15 protein-coding genes are annotated in these 17,887 nt (G+C 61.0%); 8 read left to right on the top strand and 7 right to left on the bottom strand.

Annotation, left to right across the window (positions count from 1 at the left end; genetic code table 11):
• Positions 1–144: 144 nt before the first annotated feature.
• Positions 145–609, top strand: coding sequence for a bacterioferritin (gene bfr, locus D109_RS0107105; protein WP_003210048.1), 465 nt, complete (start codon positions 145–147; stop codon positions 607–609).
• A 68-nt stretch (positions 610–677) separates the two neighbouring features.
• Here bfr and uvrA read toward each other — a convergent pair whose 3' ends face one another.
• On the bottom strand, positions 678–3,512 hold the full coding sequence (gene uvrA / locus D109_RS0107100) for an excinuclease ABC subunit UvrA (RefSeq protein ID WP_017476315.1): 2,835 nt from the start codon (positions 3,510–3,512) through the stop codon (positions 678–680).
• A 178-nt stretch (positions 3,513–3,690) separates the two neighbouring features.
• Between uvrA and D109_RS0107095 the strand changes: the two genes are divergently transcribed.
• Together D109_RS0107095 and D109_RS0107090 are read left to right on the top strand one after the other, a co-directional pair.
• Positions 3,691–5,085, top strand: coding sequence for an MFS transporter (locus D109_RS0107095; RefSeq protein WP_017476314.1), 1,395 nt, complete (start codon positions 3,691–3,693; stop codon positions 5,083–5,085).
• Between the two features lie 9 nt (positions 5,086–5,094).
• A complete protein-coding gene (locus D109_RS0107090) occupies positions 5,095–5,613 on the top strand; it encodes a single-stranded DNA-binding protein (RefSeq protein ID WP_003210042.1) in 519 nt (172 codons plus the stop codon).
• Positions 5,614–5,703: 90 nt separating this feature from the next.
• On the opposite strand, the gene D109_RS0107085 is transcribed toward D109_RS0107090, so the two are convergent.
• A complete protein-coding gene (locus tag D109_RS0107085; protein WP_017476313.1) occupies positions 5,704–6,612 on the bottom strand; it encodes a LysR family transcriptional regulator in 909 nt (302 codons plus the stop codon).
• A 104-nt stretch (positions 6,613–6,716) separates the two neighbouring features.
• Here D109_RS0107085 and tam point away from each other — a divergent pair, with 104 nt between their 5' ends.
• Entirely contained in the window at positions 6,717–7,478 is a 762-nt protein-coding gene (gene tam, locus D109_RS0107080; protein WP_017476312.1) for a trans-aconitate 2-methyltransferase, read from the top strand.
• A 12-nt stretch (positions 7,479–7,490) separates the two neighbouring features.
• Here the strand turns inward: tam and D109_RS0107075 are convergent, their stop codons facing one another.
• Positions 7,491–8,042, bottom strand: a complete 552-nt coding sequence (locus D109_RS0107075) for a cysteine hydrolase family protein (protein ID WP_017476311.1) — start codon at positions 8,040–8,042, stop codon at positions 7,491–7,493.
• Between the two features lie 95 nt (positions 8,043–8,137).
• Here D109_RS0107075 and D109_RS0107070 point away from each other — a divergent pair, with 95 nt between their 5' ends.
• The 3 genes from D109_RS0107070 to D109_RS0107060 all read left to right on the top strand — a co-directional run bounded on the left by D109_RS0107070 (position 8,138) and on the right by D109_RS0107060 (position 11,141).
• A complete protein-coding gene (locus D109_RS0107070) occupies positions 8,138–9,118 on the top strand; it encodes a GlxA family transcriptional regulator (RefSeq protein ID WP_017476310.1) in 981 nt (326 codons plus the stop codon).
• A 171-nt stretch (positions 9,119–9,289) separates the two neighbouring features.
• Positions 9,290–10,399 (top strand): DUF3182 family protein, encoded by a 1,110-nt coding sequence (locus D109_RS0107065; RefSeq protein ID WP_017476309.1) that lies wholly within the window; start codon positions 9,290–9,292, stop codon positions 10,397–10,399.
• On the top strand, positions 10,389–11,141 hold the full coding sequence (locus tag D109_RS0107060; protein ID WP_003210032.1) for a S9 family peptidase: 753 nt from the start codon (positions 10,389–10,391) through the stop codon (positions 11,139–11,141). Before D109_RS0107065 ends, D109_RS0107060 begins: the two co-directional genes overlap by 11 nt.
• On the opposite strand, the gene D109_RS0107055 is transcribed toward D109_RS0107060, so the two are convergent.
• From D109_RS0107055 to D109_RS0107040, 4 genes are all read right to left on the bottom strand, one after another.
• Entirely contained in the window at positions 11,128–12,081 is a 954-nt protein-coding gene (locus D109_RS0107055) for a lysylphosphatidylglycerol synthase domain-containing protein (RefSeq protein WP_017476308.1), read from the bottom strand. The two genes, D109_RS0107060 and D109_RS0107055, sit on opposite strands and share 14 nt — an antisense overlap.
• On the bottom strand, positions 12,074–13,357 hold the full coding sequence (gene clsB / locus D109_RS0107050; protein WP_017476307.1) for a cardiolipin synthase ClsB: 1,284 nt from the start codon (positions 13,355–13,357) through the stop codon (positions 12,074–12,076). The genes D109_RS0107055 and clsB overlap by 8 nt, the downstream gene beginning before the upstream one ends.
• Entirely contained in the window at positions 13,354–14,130 is a 777-nt protein-coding gene (locus tag D109_RS0107045; RefSeq protein WP_017476306.1) for an endonuclease/exonuclease/phosphatase family protein, read from the bottom strand. The genes clsB and D109_RS0107045 overlap by 4 nt, the downstream gene beginning before the upstream one ends.
• A gap of 213 nt (positions 14,131–14,343) precedes the next feature.
• Entirely contained in the window at positions 14,344–15,546 is a 1,203-nt protein-coding gene (locus tag D109_RS0107040; protein WP_017476305.1) for an MFS transporter, read from the bottom strand.
• A 178-nt stretch (positions 15,547–15,724) separates the two neighbouring features.
• Between D109_RS0107040 and D109_RS0107035 the strand changes: the two genes are divergently transcribed.
• Complete coding sequence (locus D109_RS0107035; RefSeq protein ID WP_026077827.1) at positions 15,725–17,839, top strand: mechanosensitive ion channel family protein; 2,115 nt, start codon at positions 15,725–15,727, stop codon at positions 17,837–17,839.
• Positions 17,840–17,887: the final 48 nt, after the last annotated feature.

Genomic DNA, 17,887 nt, shown 5'->3' with positions numbered 1-17,887 from the left:
AAGCAGAACCGCCCTCATTTGGGCGGTTTTTGCGTTATTTAAGCTACTTTTCACCGGAAATCTTCACTTTTCTGCCGTTGGTCCCGTGACCTCCGGGTCATCATGGTTCAAACTACAGACTTTCAAGTAGGGAGATGCAGGGCGATGCAAGGTCACCCCGACGTAATCGATTACCTCAACACGTTGCTGACGGGCGAACTGGCAGCTCGTGACCAATATTTCATTCACTCGCGGATGTACGAAGACTGGGGCTTTACCGAGCTCTACGAGCGTATCAACCACGAAATGGAAGAAGAGGCACAGCACGCCGACGCGCTGATGCGCCGTATCCTGATGCTCGAAGGCACGCCACGTATGCGTCCCGACGACCTGGATACCGGCACCACGGTGCCTGAGATGCTCGCCAGCGACTTGCGCCTTGAGTACAAGGTCCGTGCCGCGCTCTGCAAGGGCATTGAGCTCTGCGAGCAGCACAACGACTACGTCACGCGGGAAATCCTGCGGGTGCAGTTGAATGACACCGAAGAAGATCACACCTACTGGCTGGAAAAGCAGTTGGGCCTGATCAAGTTGATTGGCCTGGAGAACTACCTGCAATCGCAGTTCTGATTTCTCCGGCTACAAAAAAGCCCCTGTCACTGTGTAAGTGACAGGGGCTTTTTCGTGGGCCTGAACAATCAGTCCTTGTCGCGGGCCAGCAGCGGCTTGAGATAGAAGCCGGTGTGAGACTGCTTCATCTCTGACACTTGTTCCGGTGTGCCGACCGCAATGATCTGCCCACCTTTGGAGCCGCCTTCCGGCCCCAGGTCCACCAGCCAGTCGGCGGTCTTGATCACATCCAGGTTGTGCTCGATCACCACCACCGTGTTGCCGTGGTCACGCAAGCGATGCAGTACATCCAGCAATTGTTGGATATCCGCGAAGTGCAAACCCGTGGTCGGCTCATCGAGGATATACAAGGTCTTGCCGGTATCGCGCTTGGACAGCTCGCGAGACAGCTTGACCCGCTGCGCCTCACCACCCGACAGCGTAGTCGCCGACTGCCCGAGCTTGATGTACGACAGGCCTACATCCATCAGTGTCTGCAGCTTGCGCGCCAGGGCCGGTACCGCGTCAAAGAACACTCGGGCTTCCTCGATCGTCATCTCGAGGGTTTCGTGGATACTCTTGCCCTTGTATTTGATCTCCAGGGTTTCGCGGTTGTAGCGCTTGCTCTTGCACACGTCGCACGGCACGTAGATGTCCGGCAGGAAGTGCATCTCAACCTTGATCAAGCCATCGCCCTGGCACGCCTCACAGCGCCCGCCCTTGACGTTGAACGAGAACCGGCCAGGCCCGTAACCGCGTGAGCGCGATTCCGGCACGCCGGCGAACAGCTCGCGAATCGGCGTAAACAGCCCAGTGTAGGTCGCCGGATTGGAACGCGGCGTGCGGCCAATCGGGCTTTGGTCGATATCGACCACCTTATCCAGGTGTTCCAGACCCTTGATGCTGTCATGAGCGGCGGCTTCAAGAGTCGTCGCCCCGTTGAGTGCAGTGGCGCTCAACGGAAACAACGTGTTGTTGATCAGCGTCGACTTGCCTGAACCGGATACACCGGTCACGCAGGTCAGCAGTCCCAGCGGGATCTCCAGATCAACATTGCGCAAGTTGTTGCCACGCGCGCCTTTGAGGTGCAGTGCCATTTTCTTGTTGCGCGGCGTACGTTTGGCCGGTACGGCAATCTTCACGCGGCCGGACAGGTACTTGCCGGTCAGCGAGTCAGGATGCGCCATCAGTTCTGCCGGCGTGCCCTCGGCGACAATATGCCCACCGTGCACACCTGCGCCCGGGCCGATGTCGACCACGTAGTCCGCAAGACGAATGGCATCTTCATCGTGCTCAACCACGATCACCGTATTACCGATGTCCCGCAGGTGCTTCAGTGTACCCAGCAGGCGATCGTTGTCCCGTTGATGCAAACCAATGGATGGCTCATCGAGGATGTACAACACACCCACCAGACCGGCACCAATCTGGCTGGCCAAGCGAATCCGCTGGGCTTCACCACCGGAGAGCGTATCCGCACTGCGGTCCAGCGACAGGTAGTCCAGGCCCACGTTGACCAGGAACTGCAACCGCTCACGAATCTCCTTGAGGATCTTGTCGGCAATCTCCCCGCGGCGGCCATTCAGCTTCAGCGTACCGAAGTATTCGCAGGCATCCCCAATCGGCAGGTTGGTCACTGCCGGCAGGGTTTTCTCACCGACCCACACATGCCGCGCTTCACGGCGCAGGCGCGTGCCACGGCAGTCCGGGCACGGCTGGGTGCTGAGGAACTTGGCCAGTTCTTCGCGCACGCTGGCGGATTCGGTCTCGCGGTAGCGTCGTTCCAAGTTCGGCACGATGCCTTCGAACGGGTGGGAGCGTTTGACGATATCGCCACGGTCGTTCAAATATTTGAAGTCGACGTTCTGCGAACCGCTGCCGTGCAGGATGAATTTCTGGTGTTCGGCCGTCAGTTCGTTGAAGGGCACTTCGAGGCTGAACTTATAGTGCGAGGCCAGCGAACCCAGCATCTGGAAGTAATAGACGTTACGCCTGTCCCAGCCGCGTATCGCGCCCTCCGCCAGCGTAAGGTCACCATTGACCAGGCGCTTGATGTCGAAGAATTGCTTAACCCCCAGGCCATCACAGGTCGGGCAGGCGCCCGCCGGGTTGTTGAAGGAGAACAGCTTCGGCTCCAGCTCGCTGATGGCATGGCCACAGATCGGGCAGGCGAAGCGCGCGGAGAAGATGATTTCTTCCCCTGGCTCGTCGTCCATCGGCGCTACCAGAGCAATACCGTCCGCCAGCTTCAATGCGGTTTCGAAGGACTCCGCCAGGCGCTGCTGCAAATCGGCACGCACCTTGAAGCGGTCGACCACTACGTCAATCGAATGCTTCTTCTGCTTATCCAGCTTCGGCGCTTCGTCCAGCTCATAGAGCTTGCCGTTGATCCGGGCACGAACAAAACCTTGCGCACGCAGTTCTTCGAAGACGGAAAGATGTTCACCCTTGCGCTCGCGAATCACCGGTGCCAGCAGCATCAGCTTGGCGCCTTCCGGCTGGGCCAGCACCAGGTCGACCATCTGGCTGACGGTCTGGGCTTCCAGGGGGATGTCGTGGTCCGGGCAACGGGGGATACCTACGCGGGCATACAGCAGGCGCAGGTAGTCGTAGATCTCGGTGATGGTGCCCACGGTAGAGCGCGGGTTATGGGACGTTGATTTCTGTTCGATGGAAATCGCGGGCGACAGGCCTTCAATGGTGTCGACGTCGGGCTTTTCCATCATCGACAGGAACTGGCGGGCATAGGCCGACAGGGATTCCACGTAGCGGCGCTGGCCTTCGGCGTACAGCGTGTCAAACGCCAGGGACGACTTGCCGGACCCGGACAAGCCGGTGATGACGATCAGTTTGTCCCGTGGCAGGGTCAGGTCGATGTTCTTCAGGTTGTGGGTTCGAGCCCCACGAATCAGGATCTTGTCCAAGATGGCCTCGCACGGCGGGCGTAAATAATGCAGGAGTATACGGCTAAAGACTGGATGAATATACACTGTCAAAGTGCCGGGTGCAGCCTTACATGAAAGCTGCGCGGCAAAGCGCCGCATATACCCTCTCAATCGATGGGACTGGTAGAATCGCCGCCGGTTCACACGAGGTTTATCCATGCACGATCCCCACAGCGAACGCATGAGTGGCAGCGAGACCCGCGCAGCAAGCGGTCTGGCCCTGGTGTTCGCATTCCGTATGCTTGGCATGTTTATGGTGTTGCCGGTGCTGGCGACCTATGGAATGGATCTCGCAGGAGCGACCCCGGCCCTGATCGGCCTGGCGATTGGCGCCTATGGCCTGACCCAGGCGCTGTTTCAGATTCCGTTCGGGATCATTTCCGACCGCATCGGCCGCCGGCCGGTGATCTACCTGGGCCTGATCGTATTCGCCCTGGGCAGTGTGCTCGCGGCCAATGCCGACTCGATCTGGGGCGTGATCGCCGGACGCGTCCTGCAAGGCGCTGGCGCTATTTCCGCCGCCGTCATGGCGCTGCTCTCCGACCTGACCCGCGAACAACACCGCACCAAGGCCATGGCCATGATCGGCATGACCATTGGTCTTTCGTTCGCCGTGGCAATGGTGGTTGGCCCGCTGCTGACCCGCGCGTTCGGTTTGCACGGCCTGTTCCTGGCCACGGGTGGCATGGCACTGTTCGGCATCGTGATCGTTGCCTTTATGGTGCCGCATTCCACCGGGCCGCTGCAGCACCGTGAATCGGGCGTCGCGAAACAAGCGCTGTTGCCCACCCTCAAGCACCCGGACCTGCTGCGCCTGGATTTGGGTATCTTCGTATTACACGCGATGCTGATGTGCAGCTTCGTCGCCTTGCCCCTGGCCCTGGTGCAAAAAGCCGGGTTGCCCAAGGAGCAGCACTGGTGGGTATACCTTACTGCGCTGCTGATTTCCTTCTTCGCCATGATCCCGTTCATCATCTATGGCGAGAAGAAACGCAAAATGAAACGAGTTCTATTGGGCGCCGTCGCGACACTGATGCTCACTGAGCTATTCTTCTGGCAGTTCGGCGACAGCCTGCGGGCGCTGGTGATCGGCACGGTGGTGTTCTTCACCGCGTTCAACCTGCTGGAGGCTTCATTGCCTTCGCTGATCAGTAAGGTTTCACCGGCCGGCGGCAAAGGCACGGCGATGGGCGTGTATTCCACCAGCCAGTTCCTCGGTTCTGCACTGGGCGGGATCATGGGCGGCTGGATGTTCCAGCATGGCGGTTTGTCGGTTGTGTTCCTGGGATGCGCAGGTCTGGCTGCCCTCTGGCTAGCCTTTGCTGTTACCATGCGCGAACCTCCCTATGTGACGAGCCTGCGCTTGCCGTTATCGCCCGAAGCGATCCGCGAAGCCGGTCTGGTCGAGCGCCTTAAGGCCGTTGTTGGGGTTACGGATGCTGTGGTTGTTACTGAAGAAGCCGCCATCTACATCAAATTGGACACCGAATTATTGGATCGCGCGACGCTCGAGCAACTGGTCAACCCAGTGCCGACAGCGCGCCCAGCCTAGGAGAACGTTATGGCCCGTGGGGTTAACAAAGTCATATTGGTCGGTACATGCGGCCAGGATCCCGAAGTTCGCTACTTGCCGAACGGTAACGCCGTGACCAACCTGAGTCTGGCGACCAGCGAGCAGTGGACCGACAAGCAAACCGGCCAGAAGGTCGAGAAAACCGAATGGCACCGTGTGTCGATGTTCGGCAAGGTTGCAGAGATCGCCGGTGAATACCTTCGCAAAGGTTCGCAGGTCTACATCGAAGGCAAACTGCAAACCCGCGAGTGGGAAAAAGACGGCATCAAGCGTTACACCACTGAAATCGTGGTCGATATGCAAGGCACCATGCAACTGCTGGGCGGCCGTCCGCAGGGCGACCAACAGGGCCAGGGCGGCATGTCCAACTCGGCACCGCGTCCACAGCAGCAGTCCCGTCCGCAGCCGACCCAGCAGCCACAGCGTGAGTCGCGTCCAGCGCCACAGCAGGCTGCTCCTCAGCCGGCAGCCGACTTCGACAGCTTTGATGACGATATCCCGTTCTAAGGTCGCTTGAGACCCGAACTGTCGCGTAACACCTGAAAACCCCCGATGGCTTTTGCCTCGGGGGTTTTTCATTTCGTGGCTGGCAACCGGCTAAACATCAGCAGAGGCGGCGCTCACCACCAGTTCCCGAAACCGCTCCAGCACTGACGACGTATCACCCACCCGCGTTGCCAAATGCAACGGCGCTACCAGGCTACGACACTCCGACAGCTCCCGATAAACAATCCCGTCCCCCCGCAACCGCTGCATGGATGCCGGCACAATCGAAACCCCAAGCCCTGCAGCCACGAGGCTTAACGTCGCCGTCATGCGCGGCGCTTCCTGCACAACCTGCGGGCTGAAACCTGCTTCGCGACACGCCACCAGAATCGCGTCATACAACCCAAGTCCCACCCGGCGGCGATACAGCACAAACGCCTCGGTGGCCAATGCCGCCAACGGCAGCGGTGTCGACGGATCGAGAGCCAGCGGGTGATCAGTGGGCAGTGCCAGCAACATCGGCTCCACCAGAATCGGTTCATCCTTCAACGCCTGCGTCCCGCTCAGCGGCGAACGGATAAATGCCGCGTCGAGTTTTTCATGGAGTAACGCGTCCAGCAGTTCACCCGTGCCAGCTTCTTCCAAAACAACAGAAACACCGACAAAGGTTTCCCGAAACAGGCGCAACACGCTGGGCACAAATGGATGCAAGGCGGCAGAGCTGGTGAAGCCAATCGCCAAGCGCCCACGTTCACCCCGGGCAGCGCGGCGCACAATGTCGGCCACTCCATCGACGCTGGCCAAAATATGTCGTGCCTCTTCCAGCAAGGCCAACCCCGCAGTGGTCGGACGCACGCCCCGTGGCAGGCGCTCCATCAGCACCACGCCCAACTCGGCTTCCAGACTTTGCAACAGGCGCGTCAATGGCGGTTGCTGCATGCCCAGTCGTTCTGCTGCGCGGGTGATATAGCCTTCTTCGGCAATCGCGACGAAGGCCTTGAGCTGCCTGAGCTCCAGCATATGGAATACTTTTCAGGTATGGGAGGTGATCAATCCTGGCATTTGTTCTCATGGATCACAAGATTTAGGCTGTCGTCACTCCTCACAGAAGAAGGAATGCCGCAATGACCTGGTCAGCCAAGCAATACTCGATGTTCGAACAACAGCGCACCCGTCCCGTCCGGGATCTGGTAGCAGCCATCCCTGATGGTGACGTGCGTACCGCTGTCGACCTGGGTTGCGGCCCGGGCAACTCGACTGAGGTCCTGGCTGATCGCTTCCCGCAGGCGTTGGTCACCGGCATGGACAGCTCTGATGACATGCTGGTCGACGCCCGTAAGCGCCTGCCTGCGTTGAATTTCGAATTGGCTGATATCGGCGCCTGGAACCCGGCGCAGAAATTCGACGTCATCCTCGCCAATGCGTCGCTGCAATGGCTGCCCGACCACGCCACGCTGTATCCGCACCTGGTAAGTCAGTTGACGCTGGGCGGCACCCTGGCGGTGCAGACGCCCGACAACCTCGATGAACCGGCGCACAAGCTGGCGCGGGAAGTCGCCGCGGACGGTCCATGGGCCACAAAGATCGGCGCGGTGAAACATAACGAACGCCATACCGCGAGCTACTACTTTGAACTGCTGAGCAAACACTGCTCCACGGTGGATGTTTGGCGCACCACCTACCACCATCCGCTGGCAGGTTCTGCTGCGGTGGTGGAGTGGTTCAAAGGCTCGGCATTGCGCCCGTTCCTGGCGCCTCTGACCGAGTCAGAAAAGAGCGCCTTCCTGGACGAATACCTGGCGCGGATCACCAAGGCTTATCCTGCGCTGGCCGATGGCACTGTGCTGCTGCCGTTCCCGCGCCTGTTCATCATCGCTACCCGGTAAGAGCGGGGGAGATCAATCGGCGGACAAGAACTGTTCCGCCGACACTACGCTCGCGTAAGCAAACCCCAACGACGACATAAACGCCGCATGCACTTGGGCCGCCGGCACGGTGGTGCCATTGAATTCCAGATCCCGCGTCGCGCAGGCATCGTGGATCACCGTCACGGCGTAGCCCATATCCGCCGCCGCGCGCACCACGCCGTCGATGCACATATGGCTCATGCTCCCCACCACGACCAACTCGGTGATGCTGCGTTGTTCCAGCAGTGCCCGCAGGTTGGTTTCGCGGAACGCATTGACGAAATGCTTGAGCACCACCGGCTCATCGGCCTGGTTCAGCACCTTGGGGTGCAGATGCGCACCCTCCGAACCCGGGGTGAAGAAGGGCGCATCGTCGGAGGTAAATTCGTGACGTACATGAATCACCGCATCGCCCGCCTGGCGAAACGCCTGGAGCACTTGCTGTGCCTTGTCTGCCGCTGAGTCCACCCCGTCAAGCGGCCACTTGCCCTGAGGGAAGTAGTCGTTCTGGATATCGATTAGGATGAGTGCTTGCTTGGCCATGTTGGTTTCCTTGTGAGGGTTGATGCGTCCAGTATCCTGGCTGGCGCGGCGCCTGGGGATTGGCCGCACCGACAATAACAGAGGGAAAACTGACAATGGCGATCGTCGAGCTCGGCGTGCTGATCTACAGCGGTGCGCAAATGGCCGCCGTGCATGGCTTGACCGACCTGTTCGCGGTCGCCAACCGGATTGCGGCCGAGCATCAGTCCGAGCAGCTGCCATCCCTGCGCATCAGTCATTGGCAGGCCGAAACAGGCCATGCGCCGACCCGTGTGTTCGACAGCCAGCCCAGCTCCGGTCAGGCACTGACAGCCTTGCTGATTCCACCTTCCATCGCCGGCTTTTCCGAAGGCCAGGCGTCCGCTGAATTGCTGGATTGGCTGCGCCAGCAACACCGCACCGGGACCATTCTGGGCGGGGTGTGCGTGGGCTCGATCCTGATGGCGGAAAGCGGCCTGTTGGACGGGCGCAGTGCCACCACGCACTGGACGTCGGCCAAGTCTTTCGCCGCGCGTTACCCGTCCATCCGCCTGGAAGCCGACAAACCTATCGTCGACGACGGCGACCTGATCACCACCGCCGGCCTTATGGCCTGGTCCGAACTGGGCCTGCGCCTGGTGGACCGTTTGCTCGGCCCGAGCATCGCTGCCAGCACTGCGCGTTTCCTGGTGATCGAACACAGCGACAGCGCCAGTGAATGCGGGAGTAACTTTGCGCCGATCCTCGCCCATGGCGACGCTGCGATTCTCAAGGTGCAGCATTGGCTGCAGGCCAGCGGTGCGGTGGATGTTTCGTTGGCTGCCATGGCGCTAGAGGCGAGACTTGAGGAGCGCACCTTCCTGCGACGGTTCCGCGCCGCTACTGGTTTGAAACCCACCGAATACTGCCAGCACCTGCGAGTGGGCAAGGCGCGGCAGATGCTTGAGTTCACCAACGGCACCATTGATCACATCGCCTGGACCGTGGGTTACCAGGATCCCGGCGCTTTCCGTGCCACCTTCAAGAAAATCACCGGGCTGGCGCCAAGCGACTACCGTAGCCGTTTTGGTGTGATGCCGGCCAAGGCCCAAGCCTGAATCGTGCAGAAAACCGCGACACCGGGATCACTTCGTGCAGAATAAAACAGGCCAAGTGCTATCGCTTTTCTCGCAACTGATTGATTCCCCGCCTGTTTAAACAAGCCCCGCCTTGGCTTGATCCCTGCAACTGTTCCCCTACACACATGGCAGGACAGCCAAGGGGGACGCATGACCCCGACCAATCGCAAAAAAATCGTGGTGGCGCACTCAATCCGTCCGGATGCGCCATTACACGAAGTCGAAACCAACCGCGCCCTGGCCCGCTGGCTGGCGCACATCCTCGGGCTCAAATACGGCGGCAGCTATAACCCTGAGCTGCACAGTGGACGCGATCTCTATCTGTTACCTACGCAGACGCTGGTCGGCGCGGCCCAGGCGCGGCAGTTGGGTGTCAAAGGCCCTGAGGATTTGTGGGGCGGCTACGTCGACCACGATTTCATCTGCACCAAGGCCATCAGTCACGGCTTGCTGAATAAAATCGCGGTGGCCCCGGAAGGCTGGTCGCCGCTGTTTTCCGAGCGCATCCGCAATGTGGTGTTGGATGGCTTGAGTGTGCACGCCCTGGAAGATGCGCGACCAGCGGCGACCCACTTGCTCGACACCGGTCCGATCCGCCTCAAGCCCGTGCATGCCTGTGCCGGTCGCGGCCAGGAAGTGATCCGCAGCCTCGACGAATTCGACGCCATCCTCGCGCGCCCAGACGCAGCGCAATTGTTCAGCGAAGGCGTGGTGCTGGAGCAGGACCTGAGTGACGTGGTCACCCACAGTGTCGGCCAGAGCTTTATCGGTGATCACGTCATCAGCTACTGCGGTGATCAATACCTGACCCGGGACGGGCAGGGCGAAGAGGTCTATGGTGGTTCTAACCTGTTGGTGGTGCAGGGCTACTACGAAGACCTGCTCCAGCTCGAGCTGCCCGATGACGTACGTCTGGCTATCCAACAGGCGCAGACCTTCGATAACGCGGCGGATGAGGCCTATCCCGGGTTCTATGCCTCGCGGCGCAATTACGACATCGCTCAAGGCCTGGATAGCGATGGCCAGCGCCGCAGTGGCGTGCTGGAGCAATCCTGGCGCATGGGCGGGGCCAGCAGCGCGGAAGTCGCGGCGCTGCAAAGCTTCGTCAACAACCCCGGACTGCGGGCGATTTATGTCTCGTCGGTAGAAACCTACGTCGACCAGCCGCTGCCGGCCGACGCGATCGAGGTGTACCGGGGCCCGGCAGAAAACAGCGACTTTCTTCTCAAGTACGTGACGGTCAAATCCTATGACGGCTAGAAGCGAAACCATTGCCATTGATATCGACGACGAACAGATGAGCGGGACCTTCCTCAGTCCCAAATCGAAAGTGCCGGGGGTGTTGTTTGTCCACGGCTGGGGCGGCAGCCAGGAGCGTGATTTGGAACGAGCCAAAGGCATCGCCGGGCTGGGGTGTGTATGCCTCACATTCGACCTGCGTGGCCACGCCGGCAACGGCATTCCGCTGTCCCGCGTCACCCGCGAAGACAACCTGCGGGACCTGCTCGCAGCCTATGACCGCCTGCTGTCACACCCGGCCATCGACACCTCGGCGGTGGCGGTGGTGGGCACCAGCTACGGCGGTTACCTGGCTGCCATCCTCACCTCGTTGAGGCCCGTACGCTGGCTGGCGCTGCGGGTGCCGGCGCTGTACCGCGACCAGGAATGGCTCAAGCCCAAGCGCGACCTCGACAAGGCCGACTTGATGGATTATCGCGGGACCTTTGTGCACGCCGAAACCAATCGCGCGCTGCATGCCTGCGCGGCGTTCACGGGTGATGTGCTGATTGTTGAATCCGAAACGGATGACCATGTGCCCCACGCCACCATCATGAGCTACCGCGCCGCCTGCCAGCAGACGCACTCGCTGACCCACCGGATTATCGACGGTGCGGATCACTCCCTGAGTGACCCGGTGTCCCAGCAGGCCTACACCTCGATCCTGGTGGACTGGATTACCGAGATGGTGGTGGGCGAGCGCTTGAGCATCATCCAGTCGTAGGCGTCTTCTTCACCCGCAGCGCCTTGGCCTTGGCTTCCACCGCGAGGTACATCAGCAGCGCCACCAGCAGCGGCAGAATGAAGTAGATCGCGCGGTAAGCGATCAGCCCCGCGAGCAAACTGCCGCGGGACGCTTCGTGCTGCAGCAGGGCAATGAACACCGCCTCCAGCACCCCAAGCCCTGCGGGTATATGCGTGACCACTCCGGCAATGCTGCTGATCAGCAACACCCCGAGCACCACGGGGTAATCCAGTTGCTTGGGCAGCAGCGTGAAGATCACCGCCGCCATCAGCGACCAGTTCAGCGCGCCGAGTGCCAACTGCAACACCGCCATGCGCAACGACGGCAGGCTGATTTCAATCCCGCGCACTGACCACGCGCGTTTTTTCGACAAGCGACAGGCCAGCAGATAACCCAGGCTCGCCAGTACCAGCAATACGCCGACGCCTTGCAGCGCGCCACTGCTGAGTTTCCACCCTGGCGGCAATGTCACCAGCCCGCTGCTGAACACTGCACCGGCAATCGCCATGTAGCCGAACCAATTGGTGGCCAGGCTCAAGCCGAGGATCTTGGCGATATTCCCGCTGCTCACCCCAAGCCGGGAATACAGGCGATAGCGCATGGCGATGCCACCGACCCAGGCGCTCAGGTTGAGATTGAACGCATAGCTGATGATGCCCACCGGCAAGATCTGCTTCCAGCGCAAAGGCTGGCGGATGTAGGTGCGGCCGATCAGGTCAAAGCACGAATACACCACGAAGCTGCACGCGGTCAGCGCGCCGGCGATGAGCAAGGTGCGCAGCTTGAAATCCCCAAGGGTGTCGAACACTTCGCTCCAGTCGATACGCCGGGCGAGCAGGGTGAACAACACGATCAGCACCAGGAAAAACACCACCGTCAGCGGCTTTTTCCAGCGTGCGAAGCGGCCTCTTTCAGTCATGCTGCTGAGGCTCCTCATGAACGAAGGGTTTCAACTTCGGTTTATGCGCCGGCAGCCAGCCGGTCCAGGATGGAAAATGCCGCAGCACATGGAACACCACAAAACCCACGGTTACCCGCCAGAACCAGCCGCGAGGCGCGCGGTTTTCCGGCATGGTCTTGCAGTGGTTCTGACTCAAATACTCCAGGCGCTCGAACAACTGCTGATTGAACCCGCGATCACGAATCAGCACATTCGCCTCAAGGTTCAGCGACAGGCTCAGGGGATCGAGATTGCTCGAGCCCACCGTACTCCACTCCTCATCCACCAGTGCCACCTTGCCGTGCAGCGGGCGCTGGCAGTACTCGTGGATCACCACACCTTCCTTGAGCAAATAGTCATACAGCATGCGTGCCGCGAGCTTGGCCAGCAGCACATCCGGCTGGCCTTGCATGATCAATTGCACCTGCACGCCGCGCCGCGCGGCATTACGGATTTCCCGCAGCAGACGATAGCCGGGAAAGAAGTAGGCGTTGGCAATCACCACCCGCCGCTCGGCCTTGCGCAGCGCGTGCAGGTAGGCCTCTTCAATATCGGTACGATGTTGCAGATTGTCCCGGTAAATCAGCCGCACCAGGCCATCGCCTTCGCCCGCTGCCCATGGCGACGGTCGTTGCTCGCGCCGCCAGCCGCGCCGTTTACGCACGCGCCGGCCGCTTTGCGCGAGGGCGAAATGATGCAGGTCGGCCACCGCCGAGCCTTGCACCTGCACCGCATAATCCTGCTTGGCTTCGGGGCCGAAATCCCCCAGGTGATCCGCAGAAAAATTGATCCCGCCGATAAACGCCACGCTGGCATCCACCACCACAATCTTGCGGTGCAGGCGGCGAAACCAATTGGTGCGAAAGCCCAGTGTCTTGCTCGCCGGGTCGAACATCTGCACGGTCACGCCGGCCTGGCTCAATTCGCTGAGAAACCCCGGTGTCAGCTCGCCACAACCAAAGCCATCGAGGCTGGCGACGACCTTTACGCCACGCTGCGCGGCCTCAATCAAAATGCCTTTCAGCTCGTGACCGACCTTGTCTTCAAAAAGAATAAAGGTCTCCAGCAGGATCTCCCGCTGCGCCTGGCGCATCGCCTCGAACACCTTGGGAAAGTAGGCCTCGCCGTTCTCCAGCAACTCCACCTTGTTACCGTGTTGCCAGCCGTAATCCAGGTCCCGGGCCACGGCATCGTCTGGCGGTTGATCCGTCGCGATATGTTCCACCGCGACCTTTTCCAGTGGGGCGCTGTTCATAACTCGATCTCCACCGACAGCGGCGCATGGTCCGACAAATGTGACCACGGGCGGCTGGTCAGGACTTGTGGCTGATGCACTTTGAGGTTGCGCACATAGATGCGGTCCAACGGTAGCAGCGGCAGACGCGCCGGGAAGGTGCGGGCCGGCTTGCCGTGGATTTCGATAAACACTTCCCGCAGCCCGCAGTGGGCAAGATCGGCCCGCTGACGCCAGTCGTTGAAGTCTCCGGCGACAATTACCGGTGCGTCGGCGGGAATCTCGGCGATCCGCTGGGCGATCAGGCGCAGTTGCTCCTGGCGATGCACCTCCCGCAGCCCGAGGTGTACGCAGATGGCATGCACGTCCCGCACGCTGCCCGGCAAACGCAGCACGCAATGCAGCAGCCCGCGGCTTTCATGGCCGCTTTGGGAAATGTCGAGGTTGTCGTAGCGGATGATCTGGAATTTCGACAGCAACGCATTGCCGTGGTCGCCATGGGGATACACCGCATTACGCCCATAGGCATATTGCGGCCAGATGCTGTCGGCGAGGAACTCGTACTGCGGCATGCTCGGCCAGTTGCTGTAGCGCTTGGGATGGCGCTCGTGGGTGCCGTGGATTTCCTGGAGGAACACCACATCGGCCGCCACGCTGCGAATCGCCTCCCGCAGCTCGGGCAGAATGAAGCGCCGGTTGAGCGCGGTGAAGCCCTTATGAGTATTGACCGTCAGCACCCTGAAGCGGGTGATGGCTTCGGTGGGCGTGATCGGCATCAGCTCCGGGTGGGTCATGGTTGCTCCCGTGGGTTGGGTGTCGAGTGACCTCCGTTTTTGGATGACTGTGGAATTTGGCAGAAAGTTTCGGCGCCCTTACAGACGGCACACAGCAAAATGTGGGAGCGGGCTTGCTCGCGAAGACGGTGGGTCAGTCGATATCTCTGTTGACTGACACACCGCTTTCGCGAGCAAGCCCGCTCCCACATTGGGTTCTTTATCGCTGCGGGATCAATGCCCGCCAACCACCCGGGTCGAGCTCTCGGCATACACCGGCCCCAGCCGGTCAAGGCGCCCGCTCCAGGCCGTCAGCGCCAGGGCCACCAACACCACCGAACCGCCAATCCACGCCGTGTGGATCAAGCCCATGTGGGCGACGATCAAGCCACCGGCCCACGCACCACCGGCGATCCCCAGGTTGAACGCCGCAATGTTCAGGCCCGAGGCCACGTCCACCGCGTTCGGCGTGTGATGTTCCGCCTGGCGCACCACGTACACCTGCAAGCCCGGCACGTTGCCGAAGGCGACCGCGCCCCACACCAGCACCGTGGCCAAGGCCAGCCATGGGTTGCTTGCGGTCATGGTCAATACAAACAACACCGCGGCGAGCAGGGCGAAGATGATTTTCAGGGCACTGATCGGCCCGCGTTTGTCCGCCAGTTTGCCGCCCCAGATGTTACCGACGGCCACCGAGATGCCGTACACCAGCAGCACCAGGCTGACGGTGCCGGCGCTGAACCCGGAGATGTCCTGAAGGATCGGCGCCAGGTAGGTGAACGCGATGAACGAGCCGCCGTAACCCACCGCCGTCATGGCATACACCAGCAGCAGCCGCGGCTGTTTCAGGACTTGCAGTTGCTGCAACAGCGACGCGGGTTTGCTGTGGGCGATGTTGTTCGGCACGTAGAGCAGGCTGCCGATAAACGCGATCAGACCCAGGGCCGAGACGGCGAGGAAGGTTTCACGCCAGCCGAAGTGCTGGCCGATAAACGTCCCCAGCGGTACACCGGTCACCAACGCCACGGTCAGGCCGGTAAACATGATGGCAATCGCACTGGCGGCTTTTTCCTTGGGCACCAGGCTGGTGGCGATGGTCGAGCCAATCGAGAAGAACACCCCGTGGGCCAGGCCGGTGACGATCCGCGCCAGCACCAGGGATTCATAGCTCGGCGCTTGCCAGGCCAGCAGGTTGCCGAGGGTGAACAGCACCATCAGCGACAACAGCAGCCATTTACGCGGCACTTTGCCGGTCAGGGCGGTGAGCACGGGGGCGCCGATGGCCACGCCCAGGGCGTAGAGGCTGACCAGCAGGCCGGCGGACGGCAAGTCGACACCCAGGTCTGCACCGATAGTGGGTAACAAGCCAACGATGACGAATTCGGTCGTCCCGATGGCAAAAGCGCTGAGGGTCAGCGCGAGCAAGGCAATGGGCATGGCTGCAACTCCGGTGGGTTTCAATCAGGAGCGCAGTCTCGGGTGTTGGCTTATGCGGAAAAAGACAGGTAGTGGCATTTGATATTTGCCTGGTACGCACGGATCGACGCGCGGGGGGGAACGATCAGGCCTCAAACCCGTCAGTTCCTTACAGACCCTTCTGAAGGAGCCCGGTGTTTTGTTGAATTTAAAGACTGTGCTACTGCTCGGCACGCTGCTGTTCTGTGGCAGCGGCGCGCTGCAAGCGGCTACCGCCCCCGCGGCTCCAGCGCCTGCCGCCCCGGCCACGCCGGAACTGTTGGTGGAAGGCGGCCTGCTCGGCGCCATCAGCTCCAGCATCGATGATGTGCAGGACAAACTCGACCTCAACCAGAACCTGATCGACGCTTGGCGCCTGCGGGCCGATCGCGCGGCGGATGAGGTGGACAAGCTGGTCAACCAGCCGTCCGAGCGTTCCTCATGGAGCGTGGCGGGGGATTTCCTGGTGCTGTCCGGGGTGTGGATCGGCGCATTCGCCGCGCTGACCCTGCTCGGGCGCTTTATCGTCAAGCGCTTGAGCCTGCAGCGGCATATCGCACCACGCCAGCGCCTCCAGGCGTTGCTCGGCTACTTGATTCCCTACACGATTCCGGCCGTGATCTGCCTGCCATTGACGCTGTATGTCAGCCACTTCCTGCCCACCTCGGTAGGCCGGGCCCTGGCGCTGTGTTTTGCCTACGCCACCAGCAGCGGTATTTTTTCCACCTCGATCCTCTTGTGCGTCATCGTCATGTTCAACGTCGGCCACAAGCGCCCGGCCGTGCAGATTATTCGTGACTACTGCCCCAAGCCGCTGTTCCTGATCGGCTTCCTCGCAGCCCTCAGCGATGCGTTGACCAGCCCACAGATCGCCCGTCAATTTGGGGGCAATATCACCGCCAGCGTCGCGATCTTCACCGGGCTGTTTGCCTCGGTGATTTTCGGCATGCTGGTGATTCGCCTGCGCCGTCCGGTGGCGCATTTGATCCGCAACCGGCCCCTGGCCCAGCGCTTGAAACACCCGGCAGTGCAGCAATCCCTGCGGGTGTTTTCCGGCTTGTGGTATTGGCCGATTCTGTTGATGGTGCTGGTGTCGGCGATCAACCTGATCGGCGCCGGCGACGACAGCCAGAAAGCCCTGCGCTGTGCGCTGTTCACCACAATCCTGCTGATCGGCACGGTGTTCCTCAGCACGGTATTGCAGCACCTGTTCCAGTCCCGCAGCACGGTGGCGGTCCAGCGCAGCAGCGCCTACAAGGAACGTTTCCTCAGCTTGTTGCACGCGTTGTTGCGCATCGTCATGGCCATCGCCTTTATCGAAATCCTCGGGCGTATCTGGGGCGTTTCGCTGTTTGAATTTGCCCAGCGCAACTCCGTGGGCCGGGCCATCAGTGATTCCCTGAGCAGCATCGGTTTGATCCTGCTGGTGACTTGGCTGTTCTGGGTAGTGCTCGATACCGCGATCCAGGAAGCGCTGAAGCCACCGGTCAACAAACGCTCCAGCCGCCAGCCCAGCACGCGGGTGAAAACCATCCTGCCGTTGTTGCGCAACGCGGTGAAAATCATCCTGGTGGTGATCTGTGCGATCACCACCATGGCGAACCTGGGGATCAACGTCGCACCGCTGCTGGCGGGTGCCGGGGTGGTGGGGCTAGCCATTGGTTTTGGCTCCCAGCAACTGGTGCAGGATGTGATCACCGGGCTGTTCATCATCATCGAAGACACCCTGTCGATAGGCGACTGGGTGGTGCTCGACTCCGGCCATGCCGGCACCGTCGAGGGCCTGACCATCCGCACCCTGCGCCTGCGGGACGGCAAGGGGTTTGTGCATTCGGTGCCGTTCGGGCAGATCAAGGCGGTTACCAACCAGTCGCGTCAATTCGCCTATGCGTTTTTCTCGGTGCAGTTCACCTACGACACCGATGTCGACAAGGCCGTGGAACTGATTCGCGAGGCGGGGCAGTCGATCCGCGACGACGTGTTCCTCAAGTACAATCTGCAAGGGCCGCTGGAAGTATTTGGCGTCGACAAGATGGACCTCAACGGCGTGGTGCTAACGGCGCAATTCCGCACGGTGTCGGGCGGGCAATATGCGGTGAGCCGTGCGTTTAACCAGCGGTTGAAGAAGCTTGTGGATAACTGTGCCTTCGTCCACTTCGCGCAAACTTATCCACAGCAGGTGATGGTGCCGCAGCGGGTTGGGCAGCAGGTGGATGAGCCGGAGGAAGAGGTGCCTTCGTCGGTGGTGCTTACCGAGCAGCCAAGAACCCAATAGTTTTGGGCTGGGGCTACCGGCCTCTTCGCGAGCAAGCCCGCTCCCACA

Source organism: Pseudomonas sp. PAMC 26793 (assembly GCF_000313235.1).
Classification (GTDB): domain Bacteria; phylum Pseudomonadota; class Gammaproteobacteria; order Pseudomonadales; family Pseudomonadaceae; genus Aquipseudomonas; species Aquipseudomonas yamanorum.
Note: the sequence above shows the minus strand (reverse complement) of the source record. Positions and strands in the feature narration are given on the sequence as shown.